At 63.4% G+C, this 14,899-nt stretch carries 18 protein-coding genes; 10 read left to right on the top strand and 8 right to left on the bottom strand.

Annotated features, from left to right (window positions below):
• Positions 1–122: 122 nt before the first annotated feature.
• From FIU81_RS11585 to FIU81_RS11565, 5 genes are all read left to right on the top strand, one after another.
• Positions 123–1,220, top strand: coding sequence for a Gfo/Idh/MocA family protein (locus tag FIU81_RS11585; protein WP_124111326.1), 1,098 nt, complete (start codon positions 123–125; stop codon positions 1,218–1,220).
• A 75-nt stretch (positions 1,221–1,295) separates the two neighbouring features.
• Complete coding sequence (locus tag FIU81_RS11580) at positions 1,296–1,535, top strand: twin-arginine translocase TatA/TatE family subunit (RefSeq protein ID WP_254695906.1); 240 nt, start codon at positions 1,296–1,298, stop codon at positions 1,533–1,535.
• Positions 1,536–1,561: 26 nt separating this feature from the next.
• A complete protein-coding gene (gene tatB / locus FIU81_RS11575) occupies positions 1,562–2,050 on the top strand; it encodes a Sec-independent protein translocase protein TatB (protein WP_124111327.1) in 489 nt (162 codons plus the stop codon).
• On the top strand, positions 2,047–2,949 hold the full coding sequence (gene tatC, locus FIU81_RS11570) for a twin-arginine translocase subunit TatC (RefSeq protein ID WP_124111328.1): 903 nt from the start codon (positions 2,047–2,049) through the stop codon (positions 2,947–2,949). Before tatB ends, tatC begins: the two co-directional genes overlap by 4 nt.
• Positions 2,950–3,032: 83 nt before the next feature.
• Positions 3,033–3,830, top strand: a complete 798-nt coding sequence (locus tag FIU81_RS11565; protein WP_172971508.1) for an ATP-binding protein — start codon at positions 3,033–3,035, stop codon at positions 3,828–3,830.
• 30 nt (positions 3,831–3,860) lie between these two features.
• Here the strand turns inward: FIU81_RS11565 and FIU81_RS11560 are convergent, their stop codons facing one another.
• The 4 genes from FIU81_RS11560 to FIU81_RS11545 all read right to left on the bottom strand — a co-directional run bounded on the left by FIU81_RS11560 (position 3,861) and on the right by FIU81_RS11545 (position 7,409).
• Positions 3,861–5,051, bottom strand: a complete 1,191-nt coding sequence (locus tag FIU81_RS11560; RefSeq protein ID WP_124111330.1) for a peptidoglycan DD-metalloendopeptidase family protein — start codon at positions 5,049–5,051, stop codon at positions 3,861–3,863.
• A 96-nt stretch (positions 5,052–5,147) separates the two neighbouring features.
• Positions 5,148–5,789 (bottom strand): protein-L-isoaspartate(D-aspartate) O-methyltransferase, encoded by a 642-nt coding sequence (locus FIU81_RS11555; protein WP_124111331.1) that lies wholly within the window; start codon positions 5,787–5,789, stop codon positions 5,148–5,150.
• A complete protein-coding gene (gene surE, locus FIU81_RS11550) occupies positions 5,786–6,568 on the bottom strand; it encodes a 5'/3'-nucleotidase SurE (RefSeq protein ID WP_124111332.1) in 783 nt (260 codons plus the stop codon). The genes FIU81_RS11555 and surE overlap by 4 nt, the downstream gene beginning before the upstream one ends.
• A 184-nt stretch (positions 6,569–6,752) precedes the next feature.
• Entirely contained in the window at positions 6,753–7,409 is a 657-nt protein-coding gene (locus FIU81_RS11545; RefSeq protein ID WP_124111333.1) for an SDR family oxidoreductase, read from the bottom strand.
• A 96-nt stretch (positions 7,410–7,505) separates the two neighbouring features.
• On the opposite strand from FIU81_RS11545, the gene FIU81_RS11540 reads away from it, so the two are divergent.
• On the top strand, positions 7,506–8,084 hold the full coding sequence (locus tag FIU81_RS11540) for a biotin transporter BioY (RefSeq protein ID WP_124111334.1): 579 nt from the start codon (positions 7,506–7,508) through the stop codon (positions 8,082–8,084).
• Positions 8,085–8,161: 77 nt separating this feature from the next.
• Here the strand turns inward: FIU81_RS11540 and purF are convergent, their stop codons facing one another.
• Both purF and FIU81_RS11530 read right to left on the bottom strand, forming a co-directional pair.
• Complete coding sequence (gene purF, locus FIU81_RS11535; protein WP_413816237.1) at positions 8,162–9,631, bottom strand: amidophosphoribosyltransferase; 1,470 nt, start codon at positions 9,629–9,631, stop codon at positions 8,162–8,164.
• Positions 9,632–9,710: 79 nt separating this feature from the next.
• Positions 9,711–10,289, bottom strand: a complete 579-nt coding sequence (locus tag FIU81_RS11530; protein WP_124111336.1) for a LysE family translocator — start codon at positions 10,287–10,289, stop codon at positions 9,711–9,713.
• A gap of 82 nt (positions 10,290–10,371) precedes the next feature.
• Between FIU81_RS11530 and FIU81_RS11525 the strand changes: the two genes are divergently transcribed.
• Positions 10,372–10,836: an Lrp/AsnC family transcriptional regulator gene (locus FIU81_RS11525; RefSeq protein WP_124111337.1), complete on the top strand. Its 465-nt coding sequence runs from the start codon at positions 10,372–10,374 to the stop codon at positions 10,834–10,836.
• Here FIU81_RS11525 and FIU81_RS11520 read toward each other — a convergent pair.
• On the bottom strand, positions 10,809–11,372 hold the full coding sequence (locus tag FIU81_RS11520; RefSeq protein ID WP_254695905.1) for an exopolysaccharide biosynthesis protein: 564 nt from the start codon (positions 11,370–11,372) through the stop codon (positions 10,809–10,811). The genes FIU81_RS11525 and FIU81_RS11520 overlap by 28 nt on opposite strands.
• Before the next feature lie 120 nt (positions 11,373–11,492).
• Here FIU81_RS11520 and FIU81_RS11515 point away from each other — a divergent pair, with 120 nt between their 5' ends.
• On the top strand, positions 11,493–12,284 hold the full coding sequence (locus FIU81_RS11515) for an MBL fold metallo-hydrolase (protein WP_124111339.1): 792 nt from the start codon (positions 11,493–11,495) through the stop codon (positions 12,282–12,284).
• Between the two features lie 62 nt (positions 12,285–12,346).
• On the opposite strand, the gene thpR is transcribed toward FIU81_RS11515, so the two are convergent.
• Entirely contained in the window at positions 12,347–12,889 is a 543-nt protein-coding gene (gene thpR / locus FIU81_RS11510; RefSeq protein WP_124111340.1) for an RNA 2',3'-cyclic phosphodiesterase, read from the bottom strand.
• 60 nt (positions 12,890–12,949) lie between these two features.
• On the opposite strand from thpR, the gene FIU81_RS11505 reads away from it, so the two are divergent.
• Together FIU81_RS11505 and FIU81_RS11500 are read left to right on the top strand one after the other, a co-directional pair.
• On the top strand, positions 12,950–13,522 hold the full coding sequence (locus FIU81_RS11505) for a hemerythrin domain-containing protein (protein ID WP_124111341.1): 573 nt from the start codon (positions 12,950–12,952) through the stop codon (positions 13,520–13,522).
• A gap of 383 nt (positions 13,523–13,905) precedes the next feature.
• A protein-coding gene (locus tag FIU81_RS11500; protein ID WP_152460898.1) for an IS5 family transposase occupies positions 13,906–14,663 on the top strand; the annotation gives its coding sequence in 2 pieces (ribosomal slippage) (positions 13,906–14,230 and positions 14,230–14,663; 759 coding nt in all).
• Positions 14,664–14,899: the final 236 nt, after the last annotated feature.

Raw genomic sequence — 14,899 nt, 5'->3', positions numbered from 1 at the left:
GCCCTGTGGGGGTGCATCAATTGCGGTTAGTGAAGCGGCGGGCGAAGCCGGGTTCCCATGCTCATCGTGATGCACGGAAATGAATAGTTGGCGGGTAAACGCGACGAAGGTCAGGGCTGCGAATGCACGAAATAGTCAAATACGGCATCATCGGATGCGGGATGATGGGGCAAGAGCACATCCGCAATATCGCGCTTCTGGATGGGGCCGAGGTCGTCGCATTCCTGGAGCCTGACCCCGGTATGGCAAGGCATACCCGCGCGCTGGTACCGGATGCGGTGCAATACGGATCAATTGCCGAGCTGCTGGCGCACGACCCGCTGGATGCGCTGGTCATCGCATCGCCGAATTTTTTGCATGTCCCTGAAATGATGGAGATTGCGCAGCGCCGGGCCCTGCCGCTGTTGATCGAAAAGCCGTTGTACACAAGCGAAGATCAGGCCGCGGCCTTGACGGCGATCGACTATCCGGCCCCGGTCTGGGTGGCGATGGAATACCGCTACATGCCCCCCATCGCCGCGTTGATCGACAAGGCGACCGGCGCGACCGGCGCACCGCGCATGCTGTCGATTCGTGAGCATCGCTTTCCGTTTCTGGACAAGGTCGGTGACTGGAACCGCTTCAACGCTTTCACCGGCGGCACATTCGTCGAGAAATGCTGCCATTTCTTCGATCTGATGCGCCTGATTCTGCAGTCCGAGCCGGTACGGATCATGGCCAGCGCGGGGCAGGAACTGAACCACAAGGACGAGGTTTACGGGGATCGCGTGCCGGACATTCTGGACAGCGGATACGTGCTGGTTGATTTCGAAAGTGGTGCGCGGGCGATGCTGGAGTTGTGCATGTTCGCCGAGGGCGGTCGCTGGCAGGAAGAGATCGCGCTGACGGGTCACGCGGGCAAGGTCGAGGCGTTCGTGCCTGGACCGACGCGCTTCTGGCCCGAAGCGCTTGGTCCCAGCCCGACGGCGCAGCTTGTGGTCAGCCCCCGCCATCCCAAGGGGCCGGAAACGCTGGAACTTCCGGTCGATCCGCGGTTGCTGGAAGCAGGTGATCATAACGGCGCGACCTTCTATCAGCACCAGCGATTCAGGGAGGTTGTTTTGGGCCGGGCGGAGGTCGAAGTGACGCTGGCGGACGGCGCGCGGGCCGTTGAAATGGGGCTCGCGGCACAGAAATCTGCGGCTACGGGCGAGGCCGTGCATCTGCCACCGCAATCGTGAGCGATTGCTCCTTCAACTCTGCCGCACGATCGCTTAGGTAAGGTGCGTTCCAGCCGGGGCGAAAGGGAGAGACCCATGCTCAACAATATCGGCCTACCGGGCCTGCTGCTTATCGCCGTTGTCGTCCTTGTCCTGTTCGGACGCGGCAAGATCTCGTCCTTGATGGGCGAAGTCGGCAAAGGCATTACTGCCTTCAAGAAGGGCGTCGGCGAAGGCAAGGACGAGTCCGAAGCCGAAGCCAAGCGCGTCGAGTCGCACGACGAGGTGGAAACGCCGATGGTGCAGACCTCGGACAGCGAAACCCACAAGAGCTGATCTTCAGGCCTTAGGGGGCGCGCGCCATGTTCGACATCGGCATGACCGAGCTTTTGGTCATTGGAGTCGTCGCGTTGATCGTGGTGGGGCCCAACGACCTGCCGGGGATGTTCCGCCAATTGGGCCGGTTCACCGGCAAGATGCGAGGCATGGCGCGCGATTTTCAGCGCGCCATGGAAGACGCTGCCGATGAGTCGGGCGTCAAGGATATCTCTCGCGATCTCAAAGGAATGGCGAACCCGAAGAAATTTGGCTTGGACAAGCTGAAGGACGCGGCAGGAGATTTCGAGAAGTGGGATCCCATGAAATCGCCGCGCAAGGCCGGGCCGAACACCAGCGCTCTAAGCGAAGAACGGCAGGCAGAGCGGGATCGCATCCAGACCGCCGCCGCGAAGCGGATGGAAGCGCGGAAGACTGCTGCCGCTCCGGACGCGGTGCCTGAACCCGCCGCGCCTGTGAAAGACACCGGCACCGCCGCCGATACGCCCCTGACAGCGGATGAACCCAAAGAATGAGCGCCAACGACGAGATCGAAGATAGCGCGGCGCCGCTGATCGAGCACTTGGCCGAGTTGCGCACGCGCCTGATCCGGTCCGCCATCGCGTTTATCATCGGCATGGTGCTGTGCTTCACGGTCGCCACGCCCATCTTCAACTTCCTGACAGGGCCGCTGTGCCAAGAGCTTTCCCAGCGTGGGCAGGACTGTGACCTGATCTTCATCAGCCCGCAGGAAGGCTTCTTCGTCGCGATCAAGGTGTCGCTACTGGGCGGGTTGTTCCTAGCGTTCCCGATGATCGCCTACCAGATGTGGCGGTTCGTGGCACCGGGGCTGTACCGACAGGAAAAGGGCGCAATGCTGCCGTTTCTTGTTGCCTCACCGTTCATGTTCGTGCTCGGCGCGTCCTTCGCGTTCTACGTCGTCACCCCTCTGGCTTACGACTTCTTCCTGGGCTTCCAGCAGTTTGGTCAGACCGGAGAGGCTGTTCTGCCGGATCAGGCAGCACCCTTGTCGGTCGTGTTCCAAGGTTCGGCGCAGGAATACCTGAACCTGACGATGAAGTTCATCGTGTCCTTCGGGCTGTGCTTCCAACTGCCGGTTCTGCTGACGCTAATGGGCAAGGCGGGGCTGGTCACGTCGCACGGGCTGGGTGCCGTTCGGAAGTATGCCGTCGTGGCCATCCTTCTGCTGGCCGCCTTGGTGACGCCGCCCGATGTGATAACGCAGGTGATCCTGTTCGTCGTGGTCTACGGTCTTTACGAGATCTCCATCTTCCTTGTGCGCCGCGTCGAGAAAAAGCGGACCGAAGAATTGCGGGCCGAGGGTGTCTTGGGTGAAGACGAAGAGCTTTACGACTTCGACGACGACGAAGACCTTGCCGACGACGAGCCAGAGGACGACACGAAGCGCCCCTGATATCCCGTCGATGAGTATTTGAGAAAAGAAAGAAGGAGGGGCGCGTGGACGATCTGACCCGTATCGCGGATGCGTTGGACCGGATGGCGCCCCGTCCGATGGAAGCTCCTGATTTCGGGTCGGCCGACGCATTCTTGTGGCAGACGGACCCCGAGCGGTTGGTGCCGATAGAGCAAGTGAGCCGCGTGGATGTGGCACTGTTGGTCGGGATCGACCGGGCGCGTGATATCCTTTTGGAAAACACGCGGCAGTTCGCGCGCGGTTTCCCGGCGAACAATGCGCTGCTGTGGGGCGCGCGGGGGATGGGCAAGTCTTCTTTGGTGAAGGCGGTCCATGCCGACGTGGCGCAGAATGCGCCATTGAAGATCGTCGAGTTGCAGCGCGAGGACCTGCCATCGGTGGGGCACCTTCTGGAGCATCTGCGCGCCGCGCCCGATCTGCGCTTCCTGCTGTTCTGCGATGATCTGTCGTTCAGCCACGACGATCAGCATTACAAGTCGTTGAAGGCAGTTCTGGACGGGGGGATCGCCGGGCCGCCAGAGAATGTGCTGTTCTATGCGACCTCGAACCGTCGGCACTTGATGCCGCGCGACATGATCGAGAACGAGTCGTCGCGCGCAATCCACGGCGGTGAGGCTGTGGAAGAGAAGGTGTCCCTCTCGGATCGTTTCGGTCTGTGGCTGGGCTTTCACCCCTGCGATCAGGACGAATATCTTGCGATGATCCGGGGCTATTGCGACGCGCATGGGGTCGAGATCGATGACGCCACCCTGCGCGCCGAGGCCATCGAGTGGCAGGCGACGCGCGGGGGGCGGTCCGGCCGTGTCGCGTGGCAGTACTTCACCGACCTGGCGGGGCGCCGGGGCGTCCGGCTGGGGTAGGTTGCCCGATCGGCTGCTCCCGGCGGGTTGTCAGTCCAGGTAGTCCGCCGGATCGACGGCCTCGAACCCTTCTCGTACCTCGAAATGTAGCGCTGCGGGAGAGCCTGCGCGAACTTCCGCGATGGTCTGGCCGCGCTTCACGCTGTCGCCTTTGCTGACCGTGATACCGTCCACGCCAGCATAGACCGTCAGAAGATTGTTCGGATGGCGCACGACGAGGATCGGCACCTGATCGGTGTCGCGCGTGATGGCTGCGACCGTGCCGGAGGCTGCGGCCTTGACCGGCGTGCCTGCGGCGGCGGCGATATCGATACCTTGGTTCTTACCGGGGGCGTAGGCGCGGATGACGCTGCCTTGAACCGGGTATGAGAACGCGGAGTCCGAGCGGGAGGCGGTGGTCGTCTCTGCCTCTAGCGCGGGGGAAGGTGGCGTCTCTTTCGGTGGTTCTTGGGTGGCTTCTTCGTCTGGCAGGGGCTGTGTGGAGGAGGGCGGTACCGGGGCGACGCTGCCTTGTCCGGGGCGTGTGGTTTGCGCGGCTGGGACGGCGGTGACGGGCGGGATCAACAGGAACGCGCCTTCGCGCACGGTCATCTGACCGTCCAGACCGTTCCAGTCGGCGAGTGCTTGCACCGGAACGCCGTAGCGCCGGGCGATGGAGAAGGCGGTTTCGCCGCGGCTGATCTTGTGGCGCACCGGCTCGATGCCGGTGTTTGCGGGTGCAGGCGCGCGTGTGGCGGGCTGGGCGACCGGGGTGGGCGCAGTCTCGCCGCGGTTGATGGCGGCGGTGGCGCGGTCTTCCAGTGATGTCGTCGTGATCGGGGCTGCGGGTGGCAGGATCGGGCCGGTGACCGGCGCGCCGGTGGCGGGCGAGGGTTCGGCCACGCGGTTCGGCAGGGCGACGATCTCTCCCTTACGCAGCACGACGTCTTGAGGGATGCCGTTGAAGCGGGATAGTTCTGCCCCGTTCAGGCCCAGACGCGCGGCGACGTCGTTGATGGTCTCGGACCGCTGTGTGACGGCCACCTGATAGCCTGGGTAGCTGATGATGCCGCGATTGTCGGGCGTGGGGCGCGCGGCGACGCGGGCGACGGCGGGGCTGGTATCGAAGGCCATACCCATGTTGTCGCGCAGATCGAAGTCGATCATGCCGTTCTCGGCGCAACCCGATAGGCCAAGTGCGGTGACGAGCAACAGCCCAGTGGCTCCTGTCCTGCGGATCATCTTTGCGTCCCTTCCTGTTCACGGGCGGCGCTTTCTTGCCGAAGCGCGCGTCCCGTCTGCCTTTGCCCCTGCCGCCAGCGATTTGGCCGCGTCGTTTTAGCCGTCTCCCATGCCCTCGACCAAGGGCACGAAGCGCACCTCGCCCAGCGTGGTATAGTCCGGTCCTGCTTCGGTTCGGGTAACTTTCAGAAGCGTCTGCACGTGATCGGACTGCCCCACGGGCACCACCATGATACCCCCGATGCGCAATTGCGCCAATAGGGCCGGTGGCACGTCTTCTGCCGCCGCCGTCACGAGAATGCGGTCGAACGGGGCCTGTTCGGGCAACCCGACCGCGCCGTCCGCGGCCAGCACGGTGACGTTCGAGATATCCAGCTGTTGCAGGGTCGTCTGCGCGCTGCGGGCCAGCGGCTTGTAGCGTTCCAGCGTGTAAACGCGCCGTGCAAGTTGCGACAGGATCGCGGCCTGGTAGCCAGAGCCGCAGCCGATTTCGAGCACCTTGTCGCGGGGCCGAACGTCCAGCGCCTGGGTCATCATGCCAACGACCGAGGGCTGGGATATCGTCTGCCCGCATTCGATGGGCAGGGGCGTGTCGTCATAGGCGCGCGGCTGGAACACGCCGCGCACGAAGCGCGCGCGGTCGATCTTTTCCATGGCATTCAGCACACGCTCGTCCGTGATCCCGTTCGAGCGCAGGGCGAACAGCAGCCGCATCCGCGCTTCGGCGTCGAAGGTCATTCGAGCGTGTCCTTGAGCGAGGCGACCAGATCATGGGCCGTGAGATCGGCGCGCATGGGGGTGATGGAGATGAAGTTGCGCAGGTTCGCTTCCACATCGGTGCCGGGCGCGGTTGGCGTCTGCTGCGGACCGCCGGTGACGTAGAGAAAGCGGCGACCGGAAGGGGAAATATGGGGCGTCATGCCGTGATCGGCGTCCGTGCGCCATCCCTGGGCGGTGACGCGGCGGCCTTGCACGTCGGCAGCGGCGCAGGGCGGGAAGTTCACGTTGTAAAACAGGCGGTAATCGGCGCTGTCCCACTGCGCGCCGTCGATGAGGCGACGAACCGTTTCGACACCGTGGACGCGGGCGGCCTCGAACGGATCATCGAGCGCGTTGTTGTTGGGGCCGTAATATTGCGACAGGGCGATGGCAGCGCAGCCTTGCAGCGCGCCTTCCATCGCAGCGCCGATGGTGCCGGAATACAGGACGTTCTCGGCGGCATTGTTGCCCCGGTTCACGCCCGACAGGATCAGGTCGGGGCGGTCCGGCATGATGTCGTAGATCGCGGCCAGCACACAATCGGCGGGAGAGCCTTCGACGGCGTAGCGCCGGTCTTCCAGCTTTTGCACCATGGTGGGCCGCGCGTAGCTGATGCAGTGGCCGACGCCCGATTGCTCGAAGGCGGGGGCGACGGTCCAAACCTCATCCGCATCGCCCGCAATTTCGGTGGCGATTCCTGTCAGGACCTGCAGGCCGGGCGCGGCGATGCCGTCGTCATTGGTGATGAGAATGCGCATGAGGACCCCGCTGCGGTTTGGACCTGTCTAGGCGTGGGCGGCAGAGGCGGCAATACGGCGGCGCGGTCCGGGAAGCGACCGTTGCAAGGGAGACTCTGTCAAAGCGCGATCTGTCGAACAGGCCTTCCGCCCGGTGTGTACGACCGGGTAGCGCCCGAACCGCCCCCACGATGCGGGCGATCTCCTAAGCGTCTTGAATCCCCGCCTGCGCCAACAGCCGCTTCGCCTCTGCCATCGGTTCTGCCAGCCCGGAGCGATCCTCTCCCGGAAAGAACCGGGCGCGCGTTGCCGTGGGCATCGCCGCCGGATCAAGCACCGACACGCGCGGTGCGGTGTTGGCCGTTTCCGCCGCCCAGCTTCGGGCCAGCGCGATCTGCGCCGCCTTCGTCGCGCCGTAAGAGCCGAAGAACTTGACCCCACCGCGCGCGTCTTCGAAGAACAACGCGTGCCCGGCCTCGGCGGCCAGCAACAGCGGCTCGACGAAGCGGATCAGCGTTGCCGTGGCGGTGGCGTTTATCGCGACGCTCTTTTCCCAGTCCTTCGCCGCGACGTGGGGCGCGGGCGACAGGGGGGCGGCGTGGACGGCCGTGTGCGCCCAGACATCCACGTGTCCCCAACGATCGTGGATGCCACGGCACAGAACCGCCATCGCGTCGGCGTTCGTGATGTCCATCGGGGCCAGCGTAGCCTTGCCGCCGGCGGCTTGAATGCGGTCGTCCAGCTCTTCCAGGGCGCCGGTGGTGCGGGCGACGGCGACGACGTGGTGCGTGGCAGCCAGCGTCTCGGCCAGTGCGGCCCCAAGGCCCCGAGACGCGCCGGTGATAAGGGCAATCTTTTCCATGGCCCGCGTGATGGTCAAAAGATGGCCAATAGGCAAGACGGCTTGACGCGGACCCGCGTGGGGTGAAGAACGGACACAAGCCAACAGGAGACCGACATGACCCACGCGACCCCCCTTCTTCGCCGCCCGGATCAGACGCTCTGGCAGCAGGGCGCCTTGATCGTCGCCGCGTCGCTGTTCATCGCGATCGCCGCGCAGGTCGCCGTGCCGATGTGGCCGGTGCCGATCACTCTGTCGACGCTAGCCGTGCTGACGGTTGGTCTGTCGCTGGGTCCGCGCATGGGCGCGCTGGCCGTGCTGACCTATCTGGCCGAGGGCGCGATGGGCCTGCCGGTCTTCGCGAATGGCGGTGCCGGGCTGGCCTATATGACCGGACCGACCGGCGGTTTCCTTCTGGGCTATGTCGCGATGGCCTATATCGCGGGGCTTGCCGCCCGCGCGTCCTTGTTGGTGATGCTCGGCGCCACGCTGGCCGCATCCGTGCTGTTGTACGTGCCTGGCCTTGCCTGGCCGCTGGCCGTCGCCTCCGCGATGGGCGTCGACGCAAGCTGGGCCTCGTCCGAGGCCGCCGCCCTGTGGTCCGGCTGGATGCAGCCGTTCCTGATCGGTGACGCGCTGAAGGCCGTCCTGGCTGCCTTGTTGGTGGCCGGTGGTTTGAAGACGTTGAAGCGGTAGTCTCTTCCACGGTGTTACAATGAAAAACGCCGCTCTTCGGAGCGGCGTTTTGCGTTTCTGGCTTGAGGTAGAAGAAGTTACTCCGCCGCGACGTGTTTCAACTGAAAGCCCTTCTCGATCCGATCCGTCGGTGTGATCGGATACTCGCCGGAGAAGCAGGCGTCGCAATACTGGGGCGATGCGGGGTCGCGGCCCTCGGCTTCGCCGACGGCGCGGTACAGACCGTCGAGAGAGATGAAGCGGAGCGAGTCGACGCCGAGGTGCGCGCACATCTCGTCTTCGTCCATGTTCGCGGCGAGCAGTTTTTCGCGGTCGGGAGTGTCGACGCCATAAAAGCACGGCCATGCGGTGGGGGGCGAGGCGATGCGGAAGTGGACGGCGGCGGCACCGGCGTCCAGCAGCATTTCCCGAATTTTCACCGTTGTCGTACCGCGCACGACCGAATCGTCCACCAGCACGATGCGTTTGCCGCGAATGAGCGCGCGGTTCACGTTCAGCTTTAGACGCACACCCATGTTGCGGATCTGCTCGGTCGGCTCGATGAAGGTCCGGCCCATGTACTGGTTGCGGATGATCCCCATGGCGTAGGGGATGCCAGATTCCTGGCTGTAGCCGATGGCGGCTGGGGTGCCGCTGTCGGGGACGGGGCAGACATAGTCGGCCTCTACCGGGGCTTCGCGGGCCAGTTCCACGCCGATGCGGCGGCGGGTTTCATAGACGGATTGCCCGCCAAGGATCGAATCGGGGCGGCTGAAGTAGACATGCTCGAAAATGCAGAAGCGGGACTTTTGCGGTGCGAACGGACGATGCGAGGCGACTTCGCCGTTCTCGATCACCACCATCTCGCCCGGCTCGATTTCGCGGATGAATTCGGCGCCGATGATATCGAGCGCGCAGGTCTCGGACGAAAGGACCCAGCCATCACCCACGCGGCCCAGCATCAGGGGGCGCACGCCCAGCGGGTCGCGCACGCCGATCAGCTTGGTGCGCGTCATCGCCACGATAGAGAACGCACCTTCGACACGGCGCAGGGCGTCCTGGATGCGCTCCGGCACCTTGCGCTGCAACGAACGCGCCATGAGGTGGATGATGCATTCGGAGTCACTGGAGGACTGGAAGATCGAGCCGCGCTCGATCAACTCTCGCCGCAGGGCGTCGGCGTTGGTGATGTTGCCGTTGTGGGCAATCGCCGCGCCACCGGCGGAGAATTCGCCGAAGAACGGCTGCACGTCGCGGATCTGGGTCTGACCCTTCGATCCGGTGGTGGAATAGCGCACATGACCGATGGCGAGCGGGCCGGGCAGTGTTTCCATCAGCGATTGCTTGGTGAAGTTGTCGCGCACGTAGCCAAAGCGGCGGGCAGAGTTGAACCCATGCTCGGGGTCGTGGCTGACAATGCCGCCAGCCTCTTGCCCCCGATGTTGCAGGGCGTGCAGGCCAAGAGCCACGAAGTTCGCGGCCTCTGACACGCCGGTGACGCCGAAGACGCCGCATTCCTCGCGGAGTTTGTCGTCGTCGCGCGGCTCGAACGGGTGGAACAAGGGCATCGCGGGCATGGCAGGTCCGGTGCTGGAAGAGTCGCCGCTGCATACGCCCGACCGCAGGCGTTGTCACCCGTTTGTCATGTCACATAAGTGCGGGCAGCGTCGATGCGATCAAAAGGGCGGCCATTGTCCAGTTGAAGGCGCGCAGGGCACGGGGAGCGGTCAGAAAACGGGCAACGCCGCGACCGGCGATGGCCCACAGGACGATCAGAGGCACGGCCACGGCGGCGAAGACCATTCCAGCGGTGGCAGCAGCGCCGGGCGCGTAGACGGTCGCGGTGGTCAGCGCCATGGCCCAGGCCTTTGGGTTCACCCATTGGAACGCGGCCGCCTGCACGAAAGTGAACGGCGATCCGCGCGGCGCGTCGGGGTCCGGTGGTGCTGCGGTCGCGATCTTCCATGCAAGGTAGGCAAGGAACACAGCGGACGCGATCAGAAGGGCCGTGTCGAGCCATGGGACCACCTCGAACACGCGGGACAGCCCTGCGCCGACGAGGAAGATCATCGCGGAAAAGCCGATGGCGATGCCGAGGATGTGCGGCCAGGTGCGCCGAACACCGAAGTTGGCACCTGAGGCCATGACCATCAGGTTGTTCGGTCCCGGCGTGCCGGTCGAGACGATGGCGAAGAGGGCGAGGGCGATGAAATTTTCTTGTGTCATGGAGCTAATATAGCGCGCAGCTGGGTGTATTTGGTTGCAAAGTTCTCTACTCAATCTGATTTTACGACGTATATTGTTCTGAATGGACCGAATTGACGCTTCGATATTGCGTGCTCTTGAAGCCGATGGGCGACTTTCGAATCTTGCGCTAAGCGAGAAGGTCGGGTTGTCGCCATCGGCCTGCCTGCGCCGCGTGCAGGCGCTAGAGCGTTCGGGCGTGATCGCGGGCTACCGTGCCGTGTTGGATCCCGGCTCGATGGGGCTGGGGTTCGTGGCCTACGTGACCGTCGGTTTGGGCACCCACACGCGAGACGCGCAGGCGGCTTTCGAGACGGCGATGGCAACGGCCGATCAGGTGGTCGAATGTCACAACATTACGGGTGCATCAGAGTATCTGCTACGCGTGGAGGTTGCGGACATTGCAGCCTACAAGACCTTCCATACGAACATCTTGGGCGATCTGCCGCAGGTTCAATCCATCTCGACTTTCGTGGTCATGGCTTCGCCGAAAACGCGCGGTCAGAACGCCAACGTCCAGGCACCGTAAAGCGCGCCTCCGCTCGCCGCGAAGGCCACGGCCATCAGCAAACCGTCGCGCAATGTAAGTGCAATGCCGAGCAGGGCGATTGCGGCAAAGGGCAAAAGGGCGGCGAAGGGGACCACCTCCAGCGGAGGCAGAATCGCGCCGAGTGCGATGCAGAACAGCGCGGCGATGGTGGTGGCTGGCTGTTGTGTCAGGACCTGCAGGCGCTTGCCGAAGTGTCTGTCGATCCAGCGGGCCGGGCCGCGCGACTTGGATATCGCGCTCGATAGTTTTCCGTCAGACACCGAACGGCGGCGAATAAAGCCCGGCAGCCACAACTTGCTGCGCTGCATGACGATCTGCAGGGCGATCAGGATGGTGAACAAGCCCAGTATCGTCGGAACACCCGGTATGGCACCCACCGGCGTCGCGCCCAGAAGACCCGGAAGTAGAAGCAACGCGCCGCGACCGCGCGGGCCGATTTTTTCGACCACGTCGCCCAAACTGACTTGCCCCTCGGCATCGGCCAAGGATTGCAGGTCGTCCAAGATATCGCTCAAATCCGATGCCATGACGGAGCAACGTGGCGGGCGGGGTGCGCGTTCCCGCGCACGTGAGTGACCTGCGGCCAAGACGCCCTAAGTGTCGCCCCAGACCCAACGGACGACGGAGGTTTCCCTATGTCCACGACCAGACGCACTTTCCTTGCCACCGGCGCTGCCCTTGGCGGTTCGGTGATCCTGCCATTCACTGCCAAGGCTGCGGCCCATGGCGGGAACACATTCGAGGTCGATGGCGGCCAGATCGTCGTTCACCCGGTGAACCACGCCAGCGTCGTGCTGGAGACGCCGATCGGCGTGATCTACGCTGACCCGGTGGGTGATGCGTCACAATACGCCGACTTCCCAGAGCCGGACATGATCTTCATCACCCATGAGCATGGCGATCACTACAATGCGGAGACGATCCAGGCGGTGTCGAAGGCGGCAACCCAACTTGTGACCAACATCGCGGTCTACGACATGCTGCCGCCCGATCTTCAGATGAAGGCCCAGCAGGCGGCCAACGGCGAAAGCGTCGATGTCTCTGGTCTGATGGTAGAGGCGGTCCCCGCCTATAACATCACCGAAGGCCGCTTGGACTTTCACCCGCAGGGCCGCGACAACGGTTACGTCTTCGAGATCGGCGGACGCCGGATCTACATTTCTGGTGATACCGAAGGCACCCCCGAAATGCGCGCGCTTGAGGACATCTATCTGGCCTTCGTGTCCATGAACCTGCCGTTTACCATGGCGGCGGATCAGGCGGCGGACGCGGTGTCAGAGTTCGCGCCGACCTACGTGTACCCCTACCACTACCGTGGCCGCGACGGCGGCACGCAAGACCCCGAAGAGTTCGCGTCACTGATGGCCGAGACCGATGCAGAGACCGAAGTCCGCATCGGCGACTGGTACGAGCCGGGTGAAGTCTGAACCGGGCTAAATTTTTATAGGGGCCGCGCGGCGGACTGCGCGGCCCTTTTCTCGTGCGCGTCTCAGGCCAGCGCATACTCTTCCAGCAGATCATAGCGCGGGCCGTCGTCGGTCAGGGTCGACTGGTACAGCATCAGCCGGTCCACGCTGACCGGGTCGAAACGGAAGTTGCCGTGGGCCGACAGGAAGCGGCCCAGTTTCACATGATCCTCCGGCGGCATCCGGTGGCGAAAGCGAGCGAGCGTGATGTGCGGGACGAAGCGGTGGTGGGGCAGGGGATGGCCTGCACGGCGCACCAGCGTTTCAACCTTGCGGTTCAGGTGGTCCAGTTCGGGATGCGGGCGGGCCGAGGCGTGCAGCGACCGTGGGTTGATCGATCCGAACGTATCCAGCCCCGTAACCTCGATCCGCACGGGGCCCGGGCGCAGCATCTCCAGATCGAGGTTCAGCTCGTCCAGCGCATCAAGCTCCATGTCGCCCATGAAGGCGAGCGTCAGGTGCAGATCATCCTCGTCCACCAACCGCCCCACGCGCAGGCCGTCCTGCAAAGCGGCAAGGGCGTCACGAAGAGTGTCGGGCGGGTCGAGTGCAAGGAAACAGCGCATGATCCCGATTTAGGCGACCCGGGGGTTGGTCGAAAGGGGGGCGCGGCTTACCTGCACGGCATGACCAACACAGACATGACGGCGCTGGAACAGCGCGACGCCCTGCCAGACGCCTTGCGCGTTCTGGTGCAGGAACTGCCCCGCGGCACCTGGGAAGCGCACCCGAACTTCTCGCCCCTGACGCGGTTCTGGCTGCAACGGCATCTGATGTTCCGCGAGCTGCTGGAAAAGCTGCAGGGCGGCACGCGCGGTTATCTGGACGACGTGATGGACGCGCGCAGCTACGGCCGCAACGCCGCGCGGCTGGCGCAGATGTTCCTGTCGGAGCTGCACGCCCACCACAACATCGAAGACGCGCATTACTTCCCGGTGCTGCAGGGGCTGGACCCGCGGCTGGAACGCGGATTCGACTTGCTGGATGCGGACCACCACGCGTTGGACGGCCATCTGAACGGGTTGGCCGAGGACACCAACGCCATGCTGCGCGGGCTGTCGGGGAATGACCCGAAGGTGGCAGCGGGCACGCTGGACGACCGGCTGACCGACTTCGGCGCGTTCCTGAACCGGCATCTGGTAGATGAAGAAGAGTTGGTTGTGCCGGTGATCCTGAGATACGCGCCAGAGATTGGGTGAGAAACAGATTTCCGAAAGGTCGGCTATGCGGACGAAGCCGCCGTTCTCAGCTTGCGGTTTGAGGAGAGTTGACGAAAATCTGGAACCGAAAACCGTTCCATTTTAATCCTGAATACCTCGCCCTAATAGTCCACGATTCGCCAACTTGCTTTTCAAGAACTGAACGGAACATTCCGTAACGAATGCGGAATTCTCCAGACAGAATGCCATTCATATTCTCAATGAAATCATCGAAAGCAGCGGGACAGGGGAAGGCGCTACCACCAAAAAACTCTCCAACGCCATAAGAAATTTCGTTAACGTTCCCGAGGGTCAGGACCCATTGATCTGCTTGAGGCTCTGCGGCCCGCGTGATTCACTGCCCCTGAACCAAAGGGGGCGTGATGAGTGATCTATACTGGCTGAGCGAGGCTCAGATGGAGCGGCTGCGGCCTTACTTTCCCAAGAGCCATGGCGTGCCCCGCGTCGATGATCGACGGGTCCTGAGCGGCATTATCTTCATCAATCGCAATGGCTTGCGATGGCGAGATGCGCCGCGTGAATATGGCCCCCACAAGACGCTTTACAACCGCTGGAAGCGGTGGAGCGATATGGGCGTGTTCGCGCGGATCATGGCTGGCTTGGCGGCGGAGGCGCCCGACAACAAGACGATCTCCATCGACGCCACGTATCTGAAAGCGCATCGCACGGCCTCGAGTCTATGGTCGAAAAAGGGGGGCGTGGACGCCTGATCGGACGCACGAAGGGCGGCATGAACACCAAGCTGCACGCCGTGACGGACGCGTGTGGGCGGCCTATCCGGTTCTTCATGACGGCGGGACAGGCCAGCGATTACACTGGAGCCAGAGCTCTATTGAGCAGTCTTCCGGACGCCGACTGGCTCTTGGGGGACCGAGGATACGACGCGGACTGGTTCCGCGAAGACCTTATCAACAAGAAGATAAAGCCCTGCATCCCTGGCCGGAAGTCACGCGACACCCCGGTCAAATACGACAAACGCCGCTACCGAAAGCGCAACCGGATTGAGATCATGTTCGGTCGCCTGAAAGACTGGAGACGCGTGGCCACGCGTTACGACAGAAGCCCCACGGTCTTCCTCTCAGCCATCGCCCTCGCCGCTGCCGTCATCTTTTGGCTATGAGTCCAGAGCCGAAGCACATCCATACTTTTTCTTGTAAACCGACCTGTTGTCCGAAAAAAAGGCAGGTGTCTCCATCTCCATAAGTCTTTCGCTCGTAGACCAAGTTGAATCGTCGAGCGAAATCTAAAAAAATCTCGTCTGCTTGCTCAACCAACTCCATCTGACCTCGCGTAATCCATTTGATAGTAGCTCTAACGATGCAGCGCTCCTGTCAAAGTGTCGAGTCCGCCTCCGCT

Origin of the sequence: Palleronia sp. THAF1 (assembly GCF_009363795.1) — a bacterium.
In the GTDB taxonomy this organism is placed as follows: Bacteria; Pseudomonadota; Alphaproteobacteria; order Rhodobacterales; family Rhodobacteraceae; genus Palleronia.
Note: the sequence above shows the minus strand (reverse complement) of the source record. Positions and strands in the feature narration are given on the sequence as shown.